Below are 17,071 nucleotides of genomic sequence, written 5' to 3'. Positions count from 1 at the left end.
GTTATAATTCTGTTCCAGCTTCAACTTCGTATGTTTCTTTGTCTTTTTCGAAGATTCTTGTGAGTTCTAAACCTTCTACGGTGATTTTGTTATTGATTCTTCTTATCCAATTGCCTTCTCTGAGTCCAATGACTTTGATGTCATTCTGGGTCAGGAATTCTTTGATTCTGGTTTCCCTGGTTTCTCCGTTGTGTCTGATCTCGGGGTTTGGGTCGAGGTAATGTGGATTGATATTGAACGGAACCAGTGCCATACAGTCAAAGCTTGGTGGATAGACGATGGGCATATCATTGGTTGTTTTCATATTGATGCCGCCGATGTTGCTTCCTGCACTGCAACCGAGGTATGGTTTTCCAGATTCTATATTTTGCTTTAGGATTTTCATTAATCCAAATTCGTGGAGGGTTTTGACTAACAGAAATGTGTTGCCGCCTCCTGTGAAGAATCCTTTTGCAGAATTGACTGCCTCAATTTTGTCATCAAACTCGTGAAGACCTTTTACATTAATATCGATTGTAGCGAAAAAGTCTTTTGCTTTTTGCGTGTAATCATCGTGGGAGATGCCGCCGGGTCTTGCGAACGGGATGAAGATGATGTCTGTGATTCCTTCGAATAGTTTTATGAGTTCTGGTTTGAGGTATTCCAGATATTGTCCGCCGTAGAGTGTGGATGTTGAGGCTAGTAGGATGTCCATTTTTAGGTGTTTGGTGTTTGGTGTTTGGCGTTTGGCGTTTGGCGTTTGGCGTTTGGCGTTTGGCAAATTTCGGGAAATGTTTTTTAACTGGAATATAATCTCTCGCTGATTTAGCAGATGATGCAGATTTTTTTTAAATGATGTTTCTCATTTATAAGTTGTGCTTGAAATATTGCTATAACTTATGCTAAATCAATAATTGCCATCGGTCATAGTACTTCCGCCATCGGTAACTTTGAAGTCGCCAAGGATAATAGTATGTCCGCCAATGGTAAAAGTATGTCCGCCATCGCTAAAAGTATGTCCGCCACCGGTAATTTTGTCAACGCCAAGGGTAATAGCATGTTTGCCATCGGTCATATTATAACTGACGGTGCTAATAATAGATTGTCTATTGATTTAAATAAAAAAAGCCCGCAAAATGATTGCGGGCTCAAATAAATTTGATTTGATATGAAGAAAAAAGAAAATTTATAATCCTGCCCAACCAGTTGCCCAAGTTGGTGTAGCTGTACCGTTACCAGCACCTACTGCATTTGGGTTTTCTGTATAAGTGCCTGCTGCTGCTGGCTGAGCAACAGATCCAGTAGCAGAAGCTATGGTTACGGCTTTTGTAGTTACGTTATCAAACTTGATGTTTGTGAATTTGTTTTTTCCGTTAAGAAGTACTACAGACTCGTCGTGCTGAATTGTAATAGCATTGCCCCATCCAGAAAAAACGATATTATCCAAAGTTGCGCTAGTACCTTCTCTAAAGATGTTTGTTCCTACACCTTCTGTATCACTAGTTGTATAACCTATGAACGTTGCATTTTTGATTGTTGGATTTGACAAAGGAGTAGCTGACCTGTTTTTTGAGTTATTATCTGCTTCGATTCCTCTGTTACCAACAGTTGCTGAAGTTCTTTTTGTAAATACGTTAGTTGCAGTACCGTTCCAACCTTCTGTCCAGTCAAGTCCGTCATCATCATTGTTTACAGAAACAATATTGCTAACATTTACTGTACCTCCGAAGAATTCGATACCGTCATCTGCACCGTCCAGTACAGATACGCCTTCAATCTTTGTTCCGCTCCCAACTCCAAAAAGAGAAAGTCCGTTGTACTCCTTTGTGTCGCTAAATCTAGCGCCAGCATATCTGATCTGCGTATAGGTAATAGATCCACTGTTATCATCTGCTACAGTACCACCGTAAGTTAAAGTCGCTACTTCTGAAGTTGCAGTTGCACCAGCATTAATAGGCGCTTTTCCGCAAATTACGATACCACCCCAGTCTGATTTCTTGGCTGTTGTAGAAGAAAAAATAACCGGATTAGCAGCTGTACCATTTGAGAAAATCTTACCACCTTGTGCTACTGCTACATAAGTAGAAGTACCTCCAACGCAATTAATCTTAGTTCCTGCGGGAATAGTAAGTTCCGCCCCATTGTTTACGATAACAGGACCTGTCATTGTGTAAGTTTTTGTTGCATCAAGAACCAATTTGTCTCCAGAGTTAAGTGCGACTTTGAAATTATTCACATCTATGTTTACATTACTTGGGTTAGGTGTGATAGTCGTATCTTCATCAGAAGAACAAGAATTAAAAACTGATACTGTTGTAAGAGATAGCGTGCAAAGAACCAATGCACTTGAGATTAACTTTTTCATTTTGATTTATTTTGTTTATTTATTATTTATTAAAATTTATAGCCTACGTTTACCCCGATCACCTGACCTCTTTTGAAGTTATAGGTTTCGGAATTAAGCGTATTTTCCTGTACTCTTTTGATCTCAGGATTTAAAAGGTTTTTAAGTGAAATACCAAAATCTATGTTATTTTGGAATCTGAATTTGGCTGTGAAATCCAGCATATTGATTGGTTTCTGAACGATATTACCGCTTTCGAAAGTACTGATGGAATAGATATAGCTTCCTACGTAAGAATAAGACGCTACCAAATCCAGTTCGTTTCCGCTGTTCCATTTGTGATTAAGTCCTAGATTTGCATTGGCCACGAAGTCTGCAGCACCCTGTAATTTATCTTCTTTTTTATCGAAGTTAACTGCAAACACACTGTTACCAGACGCTGGATCCATTGTTTCTTTAGTCACTTTCTCAGCATTGAGTTCAGCTTTAGAATCCATGTAAGTAGCATTCACAAATGTGTACAGCTTGGATCCGCTTCCGAAACTTACAAGATCTTTTCTGACCTCAGCTTCAAAACCGTACATGTAACCCCAGTCTCCTGCATTAAGATAGGAGAAAAACTGATCTGATGAATTGATAGTAGTTCTGGAAATTGGATTTTGAATGTATTTTCCAAAACCTGTAACCGACACCACCTCTCCTGATTTTGGGAAGTATTCCCACTTAAGATCCACATTATTATTATCCGAAGGGTTCAAATAGTAATTACCAATTGTAGTTTCCGTAATATCTATGTAGATATAGGGTGCCATCTCTTTCAGCTGTGGCAATGTATAAGTTCTGGATGCTGCTAATCTAAGGTTCTGTCTATCATTGATAGAATATTTCAGGTTAAAGGCCGGTAAAAACTTATTGTAATTTTTTTCTATATTATTGATAGGTGTATAATAATTCACATTCCATTCCACATACTGTTTCACACGGTCATATCTAACACCTACCTGAGCCATGAATCTTTCCGAAAATTTGTAATCTACATTTGCAAAGCCAGAATTGATGTCCTGATCGCCATTGTAAAGAATAGGCTGTAACACAGTAGCCGGTCCAAAATTACTTGTGATATCAAAAAAACCTTTGGCGTAGTTATAAGAATTGAATACACCATCTACATTATTTGGATCCGTAAGTCTGATAGGATCAGCATTATCATTATTCCATTTAAAGTCCATCTGTTTGGAAAAGAATGTTCTTTTCTTGAATCTACCTTGGTAGCCAACTGCAATTTTGGTTTGGTCTTTCAGATTGTAGTTCAATGTGACATTACCTGTGTATTCCTTATCATCCAGATTATCGTAATAACGGTTGTTAAGTCCCGCTTCTCTGGTTACAGAATAAGTACCTTCTGCATCATTATTACGAACTAAAGTATTCGTCATTCTATCTGGTCTTTGGCTATTAAGATAATTGTAACCAGCAATCCAGTTGATAGAGAATTTCTCTCCGAATTTGTGATCTCCACCTAACTGATTGACCAATGTATTGGTGACTTTATAATCTGCTCTTCTTACATAAGCCCCTCCATTTTCTGCATAATCTCTGATAGCACCTTCGTAGATCTTAGCTTCCTGATTTGTTGAGTGGATATAGTTGGTGATCAACTTCAACTGGTGGTTTGGATTGATTCTGTAGAAGAAATTCAATAATCCGGTAGAATTGGTATTGTAAGAATATTTCTGAACTTTATCAAAATCTTTGAACATTGTTTCTTTACCAAACTGTCCTTCAGATCCTTCTCTGTACGTAAAGTCATTATTGAAACCAGCGTAAGCATAAGTATTCAATCTACCCTGCTCGCCGATTTTGAAAGATTTACCAGCCTGAATGTTCATACCCGTGTTGATTGGCATCAGCATCGATGGACCAAATGCGTCTTTAAAATTCCAGCTTGTCTGATAATTGTAAGCAGAAAGTGGATTAGCAGGAACCTTTTGAACTTTGGTTCCGAAAAAGTTGGGACCATCCTGTAACAAGAATTTATCCGTTTTAGAATTCTGTAGATTGTAGCCGCTATCCATTCCAAGGGCAATAAATCCTTTACCAGAATATTCTTTGGAAACAATGTTGATATTAGCACCACCGAAGTCTCCCATTAATCTCGGGTTGAAAACTTTTTCCAAGGAAATGTAATCTATGATATCCGTTTTCAGTAATGACAAATCGATGTTTTTATTTTCGGGATCGTCCGATGGTATTGGCAAGCCATTCATTGTGGTTGCATTGTAACGATCCAGCAAACCTCTTACGGAGATTGTATTTCCACCTTCCTGCTTTACAGTTCCGGTAGCTTTGGTAACCGCAGTTGCTACGTCGCCAATTCCTTGTTTGGATAACTGAACAGAACCAACTCTTTCAATAATCTCTGCAGATTTTCGCTGTGTCGAGATGATGTTTGATTCACTGCTTTTTTTGGTGTTTCCGATGATTTTTACCTCATCAATTTTCTTCTCGCCTTTCAGCGTGTCGGTTGTAGTTTGTGCCAACAACATTGTGGTGGACATACAAAGAAACAAAGCACTGATGCTTATTGTTTTTGCTTTCATTTTTTGATTTCCTTTTTTCTTCGTTGCCAAAGAAATGCTTTGGATGGCAATCCGAATGTATAAGAATTAACAACTATTTTTTAACATCCTGTTACGAAAATCAAGATTATGTTAAATCCAGGTTAACAGATTAAGGCTATTTAAAAGTCTGTTCATTATTTGTTAAATTTGCACCAGATAATTTTAACTGCGGAAATTTATTAAAACATTTAAAATACTAAAAATCAGTGTTTTGAAATTTTAAAAATGTGTTAACATTGAGAATTTCCCGAAAATGAGACCTAAACAACATCTGTATGGGTATTGAAAAATTTGATATCAAATTATTTTATTAAAAAGAAAAACTAAAAACCAGATTGAATTTTAAAATAATTTCAAAGTATTTAATCTCCTCAATTGTCTTAATTGGGATTTCATTCCTTATCTCATATCATTTTTGGTGGAAGATTAATTTGAATTCGGGTCAATTTTTCATCATTGTTCTTTCAACAATGATTTGCTGGATAGGTATTGGATTCTTGAGTATTCTAATCAGTGGAAAAATAGTTTTTAAGAAAATAGAAACCATAGGTTTTGTTTCCCCGTTTACCTTAGTACTCAATGGCTATTTTCAGGAAAGATTCGGATTAGAGATTGCGAAAAGATTTAAAATAACATTTTCATTAATTGCATTTCCAACGCTTATCTTTCTGATTTTCAGTTTTTATAAAATCACAGATTTTGTAGAATACACAGATTTGATGTATTATGGAATTGAGAAGCCAGTTAAATTAAAAGAAGTATCATATTATAAAGGACAAAAACAAGGTAGATTTGTTTACAATTTTGAAGGTGAGAATTATTCTAAAATTTTATTTTTGGAAGACACTTTAAAAACAAAAGGAGATTATGACACCATTATATTCTCATCCAGAAATCCAAACATTGCTGAAATAAAGAAAACATTTATAGACAGAACTAAATAATTATGGAAAAAGCCTTAGAAATTTTAAAATCCGGCGGAACAATACTTTACCCAACAGATACAATCTGGGGAATCGGTTGCGACGCGACTAATATAGAAGCCATCAAAAAGATCTTCGATATCAAAAAAAGAGAAGCCAACAAATCACTTATTATATTAGTAGAGTCTGAAAAACGTTTGCAAGACCTTGTAGATGTTCCGGAAATAGCCTGGCAAATTATGGACGTCAGCGAAAAACCGGTAACCATAGTTTACGAAAATCCCAAAAACTTACCGAAAGAATTACTCGCCGAAGACGGAAGCATCGGAATCCGTCTGGTAAAAAATGATTTCTGTAAAAAACTGGTTACAAAACTTAACAAACCTTTGGTCTCAACTTCAGCAAATCTCAGCGGACAAAAATCACCTTTGAAGTTTTCTGATATCTCGGATGAGATCAAAAACTCCGTGGATTATATAGTAGAAGAATTTCACAACAAGGTTTCGGAATATCCCGGATCGTCTGTGATCAAGATTTGGAACAACAGTCAGATCAAAGTTCTGAGGGAATAAAAAAACCGGCGGATGACCTTTTGCAAGATCATCCGCCGGAAAAATAAACTATGAAAAAAACTACTTTTTGTATTTACTCTTATCGCAAAACAAATACCGAAAGATTTTTGCAGACAGAATTTCTTATTTTCAGTTTTCGACTCCAAATTAAAAGTCAAAATGTCTTGATTACTAACAATTTGGGCGTATCTCCCTATTTTTCCCAAGCTAAAGCCACGCAAAAAAATAGGGAGACCGCGCTATCCACTATTATCTTTCTTATGGGCTGGCAAGCCCACAAGAAAGGATAACCGCTACTATCGCTTACGCAGCTTCGCATAGTAGAAACTTTTCCCAAAAGAATTATCTTTGCCAACATAATTTGACTCGTCCAATTATTAAAGAATTTTTAATCCTTTAATCTTCTAATTATTTAATGATAATCAACTTAGCTCAAAATAAAAACCTCAAACTTTTCAAGATCATTTCTGAAGTCGCTTCCAGAAACGGACAATCCGTTTACGCAGTTGGCGGATTCGTTCGCGATCTGATCATGAAAAGAAAAGTACCTACCGACATAGATTTCGTCACAGAATCCAGCGGAATAGAACTGGCAGAAAGCATCGCTAAAGAAATCGATCCAAAAATAAAAGTGGCGGTTTTCAAAACTTATGGAACCGCAATGTTCAAGTACAGAGATTTGGAACTGGAATTTGTGGGCGCCAGAAAAGAAAGTTACAGCGAGGACTCCAGAAAACCATCCGTTGAAATTGGAACGATTGAGGACGATCAGAAACGCAGAGATTTCACCATAAATGCAATGGCGATTTCATTAAACAAAGAAAATTTCGGCGAACTGATTGATCCTTTTGACGGTCTTCAAGATTTGAACAAGAAAATCCTGAGAACGCCACTTGAACCTCATCAAACTTATTCCGACGATCCGCTTAGAATGATGCGCGCAATAAGATTTGCAACAACTTTAGATTTTAAAATCGAAGAAAATTCTTTGAAAGCCATCAAAGACGAAGCAGAAAGAATGAAAATTGTTTCGATGGAAAGAATAATGGTCGAATTCAATAAAATAATGCTTTCCGACAGACCTTCCAAAGGTTTGAAACTCCTTGAAGAAACTTCACTTTTAAAGTACATTCTCCCAGAACTCACAGCATTAAAAGGAATCGAAGACATTGACGGACAAACGCATAAAGATAATTTCTATCACACTTTGGCTGTAGTAGATAACATTTCTGAGAGCACCGATAAACTTTGGCTTCGTTGGTCAGCGCTACTCCACGACATCGGAAAAGCGCCAACGAAAAAGTTTGTAGAAGGCATCGGCTGGACTTTTCACGGTCACGAATTTCTGGGTTCTAAAATGACAAAATCGATTTTCAAACGGTTAAAACTTCCGCTGGGACAGGAACATAAATTCGTTGAAAAAATGGTAAGAATGCACGCCAGACCAATTGCTTTGATTACGGATGATGCTTCGGATTCGGCGTTGCGTCGTTTGCTTTTCGATTCCGGAGAAGATTTGGAAGACCTGTTCACACTTTGCAAATCTGACATCACGACCAAGAATTATTCTAAGCAAGCCAAATTCAAACAAAACTTTGAATATGTTGCCACGAAAATAAAAGAAGTTGAGGAGAAAGATCAGGTTAGAAACTTCCAACCACCAATTTCCGGTGAAGAAATTATGGAACTATTTGGTTTGAATCCTGGTAGAGAAATCGGAATTTTGAAAGAAAAAGTGAAAGAAGCGATTCTGGAAGGCGAAATACAAAATGATAAGATTGAAGCGAGAGAATTTGTGATTAATGAAGCTGAGAAATTGGGATTGACTTTAGTACTTAAAAATGAATAAAGAAGAATTAATAAAAATCATCCGACAAAAACTCTCCGAAAAAATCGAAAATTTCGAGAAACTCATCGCTGAAACCCGCGCATCTAGCAATGACACAAAAAGTTCGATGGGTGATAAATATGAAACCGGAAGAGAAATGCTGCAGCAGGAAATCAACAATCTGCAAGTTCAACTAAATGAAATCCTGAAACAAAAGGATTCCTTAAAAACAGTTCTTCCAAAACCGTCTGACAAAGCCGAAAAAGGCGCGATTGTGAAAACGGAAAAAGGTTTGTTTTTTATTTCAGTTTCATTAGGCGAAATTAAAGTTGAAAATGAGAAAATCATTTGCATTTCTCTGGAATCTCCACTTGCAAAAGCAATGAATGGGAAACAGGAAGGTGAGCTTTTTTCTTTGAATAATATAAGTCAGAAGATTTTAAATATTTTCTAAATCAACGCAATGCTTCAAAATGAAACATTTAAGAAAGTATTAACTGTTCAGTACTTTCATTAGCATTGTTTTTGTTGCTTGAGGATTATCATTAATACAACATTTATTATGAAAATTCTAGACAATAAAGTAGCTTTGGTTACAGGCGCAGGTTCCGGAATCGGACTTGCTATCGCAAAATTATATGCTAAAGAAGGTGCAAAAGTGATTGTGTCGGACATCAATGAAGAGCATGGGAAATCAGCCGTTGAGGAAATAAAATCGGCGGGTGGAGAAGCAACTTTCGTAAAAGCAGACACTTCAAACCCGGAACAGGTGGAAGCCTTAATAAAATCAACAGTTGAAACTTACGGCAGACTGGATATTGCTTGCAACAACGCGGGAATCGGAGGTGAAGCAAATCAAACCGGGGATTACACTTTGGATGGTTGGAAGAAAGTCATTGATATCAATCTTGATGGCGTTTTTTACGGATGTAAATACGAATTAACACAGATGGAAAAAAACGGAGGCGGCGTAATCGTCAACATCGCATCAATTCACGGAACGGTTGCAGCACCACTTTCTTCAGCCTATACTTCTACAAAACATGCCGTTGTAGGTTTGACGAAAAACATCGGTGCGGAATACGGACAAAAAAATATCCGCTGTAACGCAGTCGGACCAGGTTACATAGATACTCCATTATTAAATCAGCTTGATGAGGAACATAAAAAAGCTTTGATTGCAAAACATCCGATGGGAAGACTTGGAAAGTCGGAAGAAGTTGCGGAATTGGTTCTTTTCCTAAGCTCAGAAAAATCATCTTTTATGACAGGAGGTTATTATCTTGTTGATGGTGGTTATACTGCGGTTTAAGATTTAAAAATAAATATTTTAGGAAGCATTCACTCTTCGTGGATGCTTTTTTTCTATCATTAATATTTTGTCTTTTTAACAGATTTTTAAATTTAAAATTCTTTATTTTGTAATCCTAATTATTCGCTTCAAAATGCAAAACTACCTCGATTTACTTCAGCATATTTTAGATAACGGAACAGATAAAACCGACCGAACAGGAACGGGTACAAGAAGCGTTTTTGGCTACCAGTTACGTTATGATTTATCAAAAGGTTTTCCTTTGGTTACAACTAAAAAGGTTCACTTGAAATCTATTATTTATGAATTGCTTTGGTTCATCAAAGGCGATACAAACACCAAATATCTGACTGACAATGGCGTTTCCATTTGGAACGAATGGGCAGATGAAAATGGTGATTTAGGTCCTGTTTACGGTGCACAGTGGAGAAGCTGGAACGGTGCAGATGGAAAAGTGGTTGATCAATTCTCAGAAGTGATTGAGCAAATCAAAAAAAATCCGGATTCCAGAAGATTAATTGTTTCCGCCTGGAACGCTGCTGAAATTCCGAATATGGCTTTGGCACCTTGTCATGCCTTGTTTCAGTTTTATGTGGCGGATGGGAAATTGTCGCTTCAATTGTACCAAAGAAGTGCGGATGTTTTCTTGGGCGTTCCGTTTAATATTGCGAGCTATGCGCTTTTACTGATGATGGTGGCGCAGGTTACAGGACTTGAAGTTGGCGATTATGTGCACACTTTTGGTGATGTTCACATTTATAACAATCATTTTGAACAAGTTAGCAGACAGCTTTCCCGAGAAACAAGACCTTTACCAACAATGAAACTGAATCCAGAAATCAAAGATATTTTTAATTTTGATTTTGAAGATTTTACTTTGGAAAATTACGACCCGCATCCGGGGATTAAGGCGCCAGTGGCGATATAAATTAGGCGGGAATTCCCCGCTTTTTTTGTAACAATTCTTCCAAAATCCACACTTATCTCTTTTAAAAATAAATCAACGATATAATTCCATAAAATGAAGAAAATATTCATTGCTGCACTTTTTCTGGGTGCCATATTTAATTCAAATACAATCTTTGCTCAAACGGAAACTTCCGGCAGAAATCCTGTTTATAGAGCGACACACACCAAATCAACGGAACTGAAACATACCAAACTGAAAGTCAGCTTCGATTATCAGAAAGAACAGATGAACGGTGAAGAATGGTTGACCGCAAGTCCTTTTTTCTACGCGACAAACGAGTTGACGCTTGATGCAAAAGGAATGCTGATTCACGAAGTCGCCTTAGACAAAAACGGCTCCAAGTCGCCTCTGAAGTTTCATTATAAGAATGACGTTCTGAAAATTACACTTGACAAAACTTACCAGAAAAATCAGGATTATACAGTTTATATCAAATATACAGCGCGTCCAAATGAAGTAAAACAAGAAGGAAGCGCGGCTATCAATGATGCGAAAGGGCTCTATTTCATCAATGCTCAAGGTAAAGATAAAGACAAGCCAACACAAATATGGACACAAGGCGAAACCGAATCTTCATCTGCCTGGTTCCCAACCATCGATAAATCCAACCAGAAAACAACTCAGGAAATCTATATGACCGTTCCTGATAAATATGTGACCCTTTCCAACGGAATCCTGAAAGATTCTCAAAAATCCGGAGATCAGAGAACAGACCATTGGGTAATGGACAAGAGACATTCCACATATCTTTTCTTTATGGGCGTTGGGGATTACGCTGTTGTGAAAGATAAATGGAGAAACATAGACGTCGATTATTATGTAGAAAAAGAATACGAGCCTTACGCAAAACAAATATTCGGGAACACACCGGAGATGATTGAGTTCTATTCCAAAAGATTGGGATACGATTATCCTTGGGCAAAATATGCGCAGATCACGGGTAGAGATTTTGTTTCCGGAGCGATGGAAAATACAACCGCAACACTTCATCAGGAATCGGCGCAGCAAAAACCGGGCGATCTCATCGATGAGAACAAATGGGAAAACACCATTGCTCATGAACTTTTCCACCATTGGTTTGGAGATTTGGTAACAGCAGAAAGCTGGAGCAACCTGACGGTTAACGAATCTTTCGCCAACTATTCAGAATATCTGTGGCAAGAGCACAAGTATGGGAAAGATGCTGCCGATCATCATTTGGCAGAGGATCTTTCTGCTTATATCCACAATCCGGCTTTGTTCAAAAAAGATTTGGTAAGATTCGATTATGAGTCTCGCGAAGATGTTTTTGATGCGATTACTTATAACAAAGGTGGCGGAATTCTACATATGCTTAGAAATTATCTTGGTGATGATGCATTCTTTGCAGGATTGACTGATTATCTTAAAACCAACGAATATCAGAATGGAGAAGCGCATCAGCTAAGATTATCTTTTGAGAAAGTGTCCGGGAAAGATCTCAACTGGTTCTTCAACCAATGGTATTTCGGAAGTGGGAATCCGAAACTGAGCTATACTACAACTTATGAACCTGTCAAGAAACAGGTGACTGTCGTGATCAGTCAATCTCAGGAAACACCTTTCGAATTTCCTTTTGCCATTGATGTTTATGATAATGGCAAACCAAAAAGATACAACGTTTGGGTAGATGCGAAGGCGAAGAATACTTTCACATTTGATGCTTCTAAGACACCAGATCTGATCAACATCAATGCTGATGGCATCTTGCTTTCAGAGATCACAGAAACTAAAACACCGGAACAAAACTTATTACAATTCACCAATTCTAAAGAATATCTCAGCAGAGACAGAGCTTTATCTGCTGTAAAAGAAGCGGATGCTAAGAATCCTGCGGTTATCAAATTGCTGGCGGCAGCACTTAAGGATCCATTCTTCAGAATCAGAGAACAGGCTCTGGGACAAATCGATCTTTCAAATGCTGATCAGGCGAAAGCTTTGACTGCTGAAGTAGAGAAACTAGCTTCCAATGATCCGAAAACTTTGGTACAGGCAGCAGCTATTTCAGCTTTAGTGAAAACTAAAAATGCAAAGTACAGTCCACTTTATGAGAAAGGAATCAATGCGGTTTCCAATGCAGTAAAAGGCGCATCGCTGGCAGGAATTGCTGATCTCGACCCTTCAAAAGTAGCGGCTTTGGCAGACAAAATTGACCTTACCAATGCTTCAGAAGATTTGATCTCAAAACTTCTTCCAGTCATTGTGAAAAACAAGATCGAGAAACAAATGCCGGCAATAGGAACTACCGTTGCCTTCTACCCTTTTATCAAATTTCAGGATCCTGTTTTAGGGAAAACTGCGGAGGAAGGTTACAACTGGATTATGAGTTCTGACAATCTGAAAGCAACTGAAAAAGTGACGAAAGTTTTGGTTCAGGCTAAGTCTCAGATGCCGGATAATCCGCAAGTGAAAATGATGATTGTCCAAATGCTGAAAGATGGACTTGCCAAGAAGATGGAGGTTCTGAAGAATACCCCGAACAGCCCGACGATTCATCGGCAGGTAGATGCTATCAACAAAACTATTGAGGCATTTAAATAAATATAATCTTGTCTTAAAATTGGGAATATCCAATTGTACTAATATAAATAAGCCATCTCGATTGAGATGGCTTATTCGTTCTCCATATTTTACGGATATTAATAATAAATCTCGCAGACCGTACAGCAGAAACACAAATGATGCTAACAATTAACAAATTAAGCCTAGTCTGCGAGAAAGTTTTAATAAACATGAAATCCCATAGATCTCACAAAAAACAATATACAAATGATGGTAAAAGCTAACTAACCAAAATTGCTTGACCTATGGGGAAATTATAATACAATTAAATGAGTTTAAGCTTTCTTCTGAAAAGTAGCCAGTTTCAAAGCGTCTTTGATCATTTTGCCCGGCCGGAAAACTGCTTTCACACTTTTGATGCTGACAGCAGTGACGTCTTTTTCTTTTTCAGATCCAACACTGGATCCGCTGGCTTGCAGGGTAAAATATTCTCCGACATAGACGATCTTGCCGTCGGCCAAATCTTCAGCAATTTTGGAAAATGTACTTTCCAATACTGCTAAGATATCTGCTTTAGAAACGGTAGACATTGTGCTTGCATGCTTGGCCAGATCGGACAATGTGGTTTTGCCGTCGCCGATTATTTGTGCATAGTATTTTGGAGCGGCATCTAAATCTCTTGGATTTTTGCGCGCAATTGGGCTAAATTTAATTGGCATCTGTTTGTGTTTTTATTTTAAAATTAATTTAATTTAACGTGATAAAAATAAAAAAAATAATCATTCCACAAAACAAATTGAATAATTATTTTAATCATTAAAAAAATATTTAAGTCTTTTTACCATTTCATCTTGACGAATTGCTAATTTCATCTTGATGAATCAGTAAAATCAACTTGACGAATTTAAAAACTCATCAAGACGAATTAGTGTACCCTTGCATAAATCCTATTCATCGGACTTCCGAAAGGGTGTTTTTTGGATTATTTTTTACTAATATCTTATTGTATTTAAAATTGGAAAGGGACAAAAAAAATCCCTTACTTTTTTAAAACTAAGGGATAATATAATTATTATAACTCTTTCAGAGGATCCCAAAAGAGCATTTTGAAATCTTTAACCTTCCAGTTTTCCTGAACGGTTACATTTTCTTTTTCTAACCTTTCCCTGAATGAAGGAACGGATAATTTGCCAGTACTGCTGATGACTCTGTGAGCAGGAACATCGGAAGGGCAGCCGTCCATCGCATTGCCAACGTGGCGCGAATGATTGGGATAACCCACAGCTTTTGCTACTGCGCCGTAAGTGGAAACGCGTCCTTCGGGGATGAGTCTCGTGATCTCATAAACCTGTTGTTTGAATAGGTCATTCATTGATTTACTGCTATTTAAAGTTTAAAATTAATGAAAATTAAATATTAAAACTCAAGCAATTTAAGTTTGAACTGTACTCCGAAATTATCCTTGAAGTTGCTCGTGGCGTAATAACCAACTCTGTAGAAAAATGCCAGATTGAACCTTGAACTCAGGAAGTTATTATATTCAAACCCGATCTCCTGATAAAGGTGGTTGAGCGGTGAAAAATTCTCTACGCTGTGGTATTCCGGGTTTTTTAAATCACCCACAATCCCTCTTGCAATGACATCGAAACTGGAGGTATTTTTACCAAAACTTTTAAAATACCATGGGATTCTGTGTGAAACGTAATAGCCCGCAAATTTGTCATTGAAGTATTTCCCCGACGTCATTGTCGCAAATCCCAAATAACTGGTCAAAGAGAAATTGGACAAAATCCCGGTACCGTTATTGGCATCCAGACCACCCATTTCAAAAAGGTGCCACATAGGTGCTTTTCCTACATAATAGCCTCCGTAAACACGAGCCAGAGTTGTACCCCAGGAGCTGCGGAACTGGTGTGTGATCAAAGCATCAAACCTGCTGTAGTTGAACTCGCCGCCCAAGCTTTTGTAACCTTGCTCATAATTAAGAAATGCTTCCGGGAAATTCTGCTCGTAGGTATATTTACCGTAAGGCGTCATAATGTTTCTACTGTTGGGCGAGAACTTGAGGGTTGCCAAAGAACTGAAATTCTCAAACTTTCTGGACATTCCCATAAACTCATACGGATAGCCGGATTCTTCGTTCTGCTTTTTCCCGGAGACATCCAAAGTCAAAGAGTTGGAAAGATCTACCTGATACCCAAATCTGAAACCATCGTACTTGTAATATTTGTCATTACGGATGGTCATCCCACTATTATTGATCGTCATTTTTGCACTCCAGAGATTCTGGCTGAATCTTCCGGAAGCGGCAACATCATTGAAATATTCTAATCTAAAGAAAGAGTTTCTGTTCAAAGTAGTTTTCACATCCAAACCTGCTCCATATTTGAAACCACGGTCTTTGAAACCATAAGCCAAATAAACATCCGGTGAAATGTATTTGTTGAACTTTTCATTCAGCTTTACACCGGCGCCCAGTCTAAGACCTTCGTAACGGTTGTATCTGGTTTGTAATGGATTGATATCAAACATTCCAACGGTAAATTTAGCCCTTAACAAAGCTGTAAGCACCTGAACTTTTCTGTCCAATGTGTATTTTTTCCCCAGGCTGTCGATCTTGACATAAGTGAGTTTTTCTCTTGCGGAAAGGCTGTCTGTTCTGTATTTCTTCAGAAGTGTTCCATCCGTATTTTCAACGCTCATCGTATAACCATTGAACTGAGAAGACTTCAGCTCCACAGGTGTTTTGAAATCGAAATAGTCGGCTTTCAAGTAAGCATAGTTCCCGAATTTTTTGACACTTTCCAGTCTTGCTTTTTTCTCTTCCGCTGTTTCGTTGGGCTTTTTCTGTGCTGTATCAAATTCCGAAACACCCATTTTTATTTTAAGGTTCTCCGTTTTTAGAAACCATTTATCATTGATAGGAACCCAAACTGAGGTGATGTTTCCATCGGACTTCACTTTGCTGTTGCTGTCAATCTTTTTGATGGCGTAGGAATCTTTGTCTATGTAAAGGTAGCCGTTGTATTTTCTTCTATTAATTGGGACTTTATAATCTACCTGGCGGAATCTGATGACGTAATTCATTCGCCCTTCGATTTCGATGGAATCTGTAAGGAAATATCTGTAAAGACTTCTGTTCTCCGGTAGAATCTCCCTTGGTATTTTGTCTCTGTTGGATCTTAAAGCAAGCATTTCGTAAACCGGATTTTTCAAACCTGAAATCCTGTTATCCAAGATATTTACTTTTTCGCCATACTTTTTGGAATAAAGAAATTCCATTGCGCGTTCCCACAGAAACAACTTGCTGTCTTTGGCTACAGACATCATCTGCTCACCTTCGATAGAATCTTTTTTGTCTTTTTCCTTTTTAGGAAGCAATCGGTTGGTAGCTCTGGAAAGTGAATCCTTCCTTGCCTCCACGAATCTTGAGTAATCCTTGATGCTGTCTTCATCTAAATCGAATGACATTTTCTCATAAGATTTATAGGAATAAGAATCCAATGCATTTGGAGAATTGTCTTTAAACCTTCGGAAAGTTTGATCGATGATTGCCAAAGCGCGCGGATCACTTGCAGTGGTAAGCATTACGGCTTGGATCTGATTGCTTTTGATATTATCCCTGTCGAGTGCCAACTCCATCACTTTATCCACCACAACTTCATCACCGATAAAATTGTCTATTTCTACGTCCACCTTTGGACATTTGGTGTTGAATGTAACGACTCCTTTATCATTGGTTCGCCCCAAGACTCTTCCATTACAAGAGACTGCGGCACCTTTGATAGGCTTCTGATTGTCAGATCTGGTAACAGTAAGTGTGCTTTGCGAATAAAGCATTGAAAAGGAAATTGAGAATAAAAGCAGATAGAGCGATCTCATCATAGTATCAGTTGTTTTAAAATATTAGGTATAACCTTAAGCTGTAGGCAATTTATCAGCCAAACGCATAAAATTAATAAAATAAAAAACATCTCACAGATAATATGAGATGTTTTGAAT

Annotated in this window: 14 protein-coding genes; 7 read left to right on the top strand and 7 right to left on the bottom strand. The window is 37.7% G+C overall.

All coding sequences use genetic code 11. The features are described from left to right. Position 1 precedes the first annotated feature (1 nt). From pepE to OPU68_RS09310, 4 genes are all read right to left on the bottom strand, one after another. On the bottom strand, positions 2 to 694 hold the full coding sequence (gene pepE, locus OPU68_RS09325) for a dipeptidase PepE (protein ID WP_498473712.1): 693 nt from the start codon (positions 692 to 694) through the stop codon (positions 2 to 4). Positions 695 to 886: 192 nt separating this feature from the next. Beyond that, entirely contained in the window at positions 887 to 1,054 is a 168-nt protein-coding gene (locus OPU68_RS09320; RefSeq protein WP_498473711.1) for a hypothetical protein, read from the bottom strand. Positions 1,055 to 1,165: 111 nt separating this feature from the next. Next, positions 1,166 to 2,344 (bottom strand): beta-helix domain-containing protein, encoded by a 1,179-nt coding sequence (locus OPU68_RS09315; RefSeq protein WP_498473710.1) that lies wholly within the window; start codon positions 2,342 to 2,344, stop codon positions 1,166 to 1,168. A gap of 29 nt (positions 2,345 to 2,373) precedes the next feature. Beyond that, complete coding sequence (locus OPU68_RS09310) at positions 2,374 to 4,923, bottom strand: TonB-dependent receptor domain-containing protein (RefSeq protein WP_498473709.1); 2,550 nt, start codon at positions 4,921 to 4,923, stop codon at positions 2,374 to 2,376. 491 nt (positions 4,924 to 5,414) lie between these two features. On the opposite strand from OPU68_RS09310, the gene OPU68_RS09305 reads away from it, so the two are divergent. From OPU68_RS09305 to OPU68_RS09275, 7 genes are all read left to right on the top strand, one after another. Beyond that, positions 5,415 to 5,888 (top strand): hypothetical protein, encoded by a 474-nt coding sequence (locus tag OPU68_RS09305; RefSeq protein ID WP_498473708.1) that lies wholly within the window; start codon positions 5,415 to 5,417, stop codon positions 5,886 to 5,888. 2 nt (positions 5,889 to 5,890) lie between these two features. Then, entirely contained in the window at positions 5,891 to 6,439 is a 549-nt protein-coding gene (locus OPU68_RS09300) for an L-threonylcarbamoyladenylate synthase (RefSeq protein ID WP_498473707.1), read from the top strand. Positions 6,440 to 6,854: 415 nt separating this feature from the next. Beyond that, positions 6,855 to 8,288 (top strand): CCA tRNA nucleotidyltransferase, encoded by a 1,434-nt coding sequence (locus OPU68_RS09295; protein WP_498473706.1) that lies wholly within the window; start codon positions 6,855 to 6,857, stop codon positions 8,286 to 8,288. Beyond that, the gene (locus OPU68_RS09290) at positions 8,281 to 8,721 is read left to right on the top strand and encodes a hypothetical protein (protein ID WP_498473705.1); all 441 of its coding nucleotides are present in this window, start codon (positions 8,281 to 8,283) and stop codon (positions 8,719 to 8,721) included. The genes OPU68_RS09295 and OPU68_RS09290 overlap by 8 nt, the downstream gene beginning before the upstream one ends. Before the next feature lie 108 nt (positions 8,722 to 8,829). After that, complete coding sequence (locus OPU68_RS09285; protein ID WP_498473704.1) at positions 8,830 to 9,579, top strand: SDR family NAD(P)-dependent oxidoreductase; 750 nt, start codon at positions 8,830 to 8,832, stop codon at positions 9,577 to 9,579. A gap of 133 nt (positions 9,580 to 9,712) precedes the next feature. Then, on the top strand, positions 9,713 to 10,507 hold the full coding sequence (locus OPU68_RS09280) for a thymidylate synthase (RefSeq protein ID WP_498473703.1): 795 nt from the start codon (positions 9,713 to 9,715) through the stop codon (positions 10,505 to 10,507). Positions 10,508 to 10,600: 93 nt separating this feature from the next. Then, positions 10,601 to 13,108, top strand: coding sequence for a M1 family metallopeptidase (locus OPU68_RS09275; protein ID WP_498473702.1), 2,508 nt, complete (start codon positions 10,601 to 10,603; stop codon positions 13,106 to 13,108). Between the two features lie 296 nt (positions 13,109 to 13,404). Here OPU68_RS09275 and OPU68_RS09270 read toward each other — a convergent pair whose 3' ends face one another. The 3 genes from OPU68_RS09270 to OPU68_RS09260 all read right to left on the bottom strand — a co-directional run bounded on the left by OPU68_RS09270 (position 13,405) and on the right by OPU68_RS09260 (position 16,954). After that, entirely contained in the window at positions 13,405 to 13,788 is a 384-nt protein-coding gene (locus tag OPU68_RS09270) for an HU family DNA-binding protein (protein WP_498473701.1), read from the bottom strand. A 353-nt stretch (positions 13,789 to 14,141) separates the two neighbouring features. Beyond that, the gene (locus tag OPU68_RS09265) at positions 14,142 to 14,441 is read right to left on the bottom strand and encodes an MGMT family protein (protein WP_498473700.1); all 300 of its coding nucleotides are present in this window, start codon (positions 14,439 to 14,441) and stop codon (positions 14,142 to 14,144) included. Positions 14,442 to 14,485: 44 nt separating this feature from the next. Next, positions 14,486 to 16,954: a hypothetical protein gene (locus tag OPU68_RS09260; RefSeq protein ID WP_498473699.1), complete on the bottom strand. Its 2,469-nt coding sequence runs from the start codon at positions 16,952 to 16,954 to the stop codon at positions 14,486 to 14,488. Positions 16,955 to 17,071: the final 117 nt, after the last annotated feature.

The organism is Chryseobacterium sp. TB1-D10 (assembly GCF_059803555.1).
The sequence above is the reverse complement of the archived record's forward strand: the minus strand, read 5'-3'. Positions and strand labels throughout refer to the sequence as shown.

Bases quoted from the DNA above. Each gene is read 5' to 3' on its own strand.
- OPU68_RS09270 (WP_498473701.1), bottom strand. From the start codon at position 13,788: ATGCCAATTAAATTTAGCCCAATTGCGCGCAAAAATCCAAGAGATTTA.
- OPU68_RS09290 (WP_498473705.1), top strand. From the start codon at position 8,281: ATGAATAAAGAAGAATTAATAAAAATCATCCGACAAAAACTCTCCGAA.
- OPU68_RS09320 (WP_498473711.1), bottom strand. From the start codon at position 1,054: ATGACCGATGGCAAACATGCTATTACCCTTGGCGTTGACAAAATTACC.
- OPU68_RS09285 (WP_498473704.1), top strand. From the start codon at position 8,830: ATGAAAATTCTAGACAATAAAGTAGCTTTGGTTACAGGCGCAGGTTCC.
- OPU68_RS09295 (WP_498473706.1), top strand. From the start codon at position 6,855: ATGATAATCAACTTAGCTCAAAATAAAAACCTCAAACTTTTCAAGATC.
- pepE (WP_498473712.1), bottom strand. From the start codon at position 694: ATGGACATCCTACTAGCCTCAACATCCACACTCTACGGCGGACAATAT.
- OPU68_RS09280 (WP_498473703.1), top strand. From the start codon at position 9,713: ATGCAAAACTACCTCGATTTACTTCAGCATATTTTAGATAACGGAACA.
- OPU68_RS09275 (WP_498473702.1), top strand. From the start codon at position 10,601: ATGAAGAAAATATTCATTGCTGCACTTTTTCTGGGTGCCATATTTAAT.
- OPU68_RS09310 (WP_498473709.1), bottom strand. From the start codon at position 4,923: ATGAAAGCAAAAACAATAAGCATCAGTGCTTTGTTTCTTTGTATGTCC.
- OPU68_RS09265 (WP_498473700.1), bottom strand. From the start codon at position 14,441: ATGAATGACCTATTCAAACAACAGGTTTATGAGATCACGAGACTCATC.
- OPU68_RS09300 (WP_498473707.1), top strand. From the start codon at position 5,891: ATGGAAAAAGCCTTAGAAATTTTAAAATCCGGCGGAACAATACTTTAC.
- OPU68_RS09260 (WP_498473699.1), bottom strand. From the start codon at position 16,954: ATGATGAGATCGCTCTATCTGCTTTTATTCTCAATTTCCTTTTCAATG.
- OPU68_RS09315 (WP_498473710.1), bottom strand. From the start codon at position 2,344: ATGAAAAAGTTAATCTCAAGTGCATTGGTTCTTTGCACGCTATCTCTT.
- OPU68_RS09305 (WP_498473708.1), top strand. From the start codon at position 5,415: ATGATTTGCTGGATAGGTATTGGATTCTTGAGTATTCTAATCAGTGGA.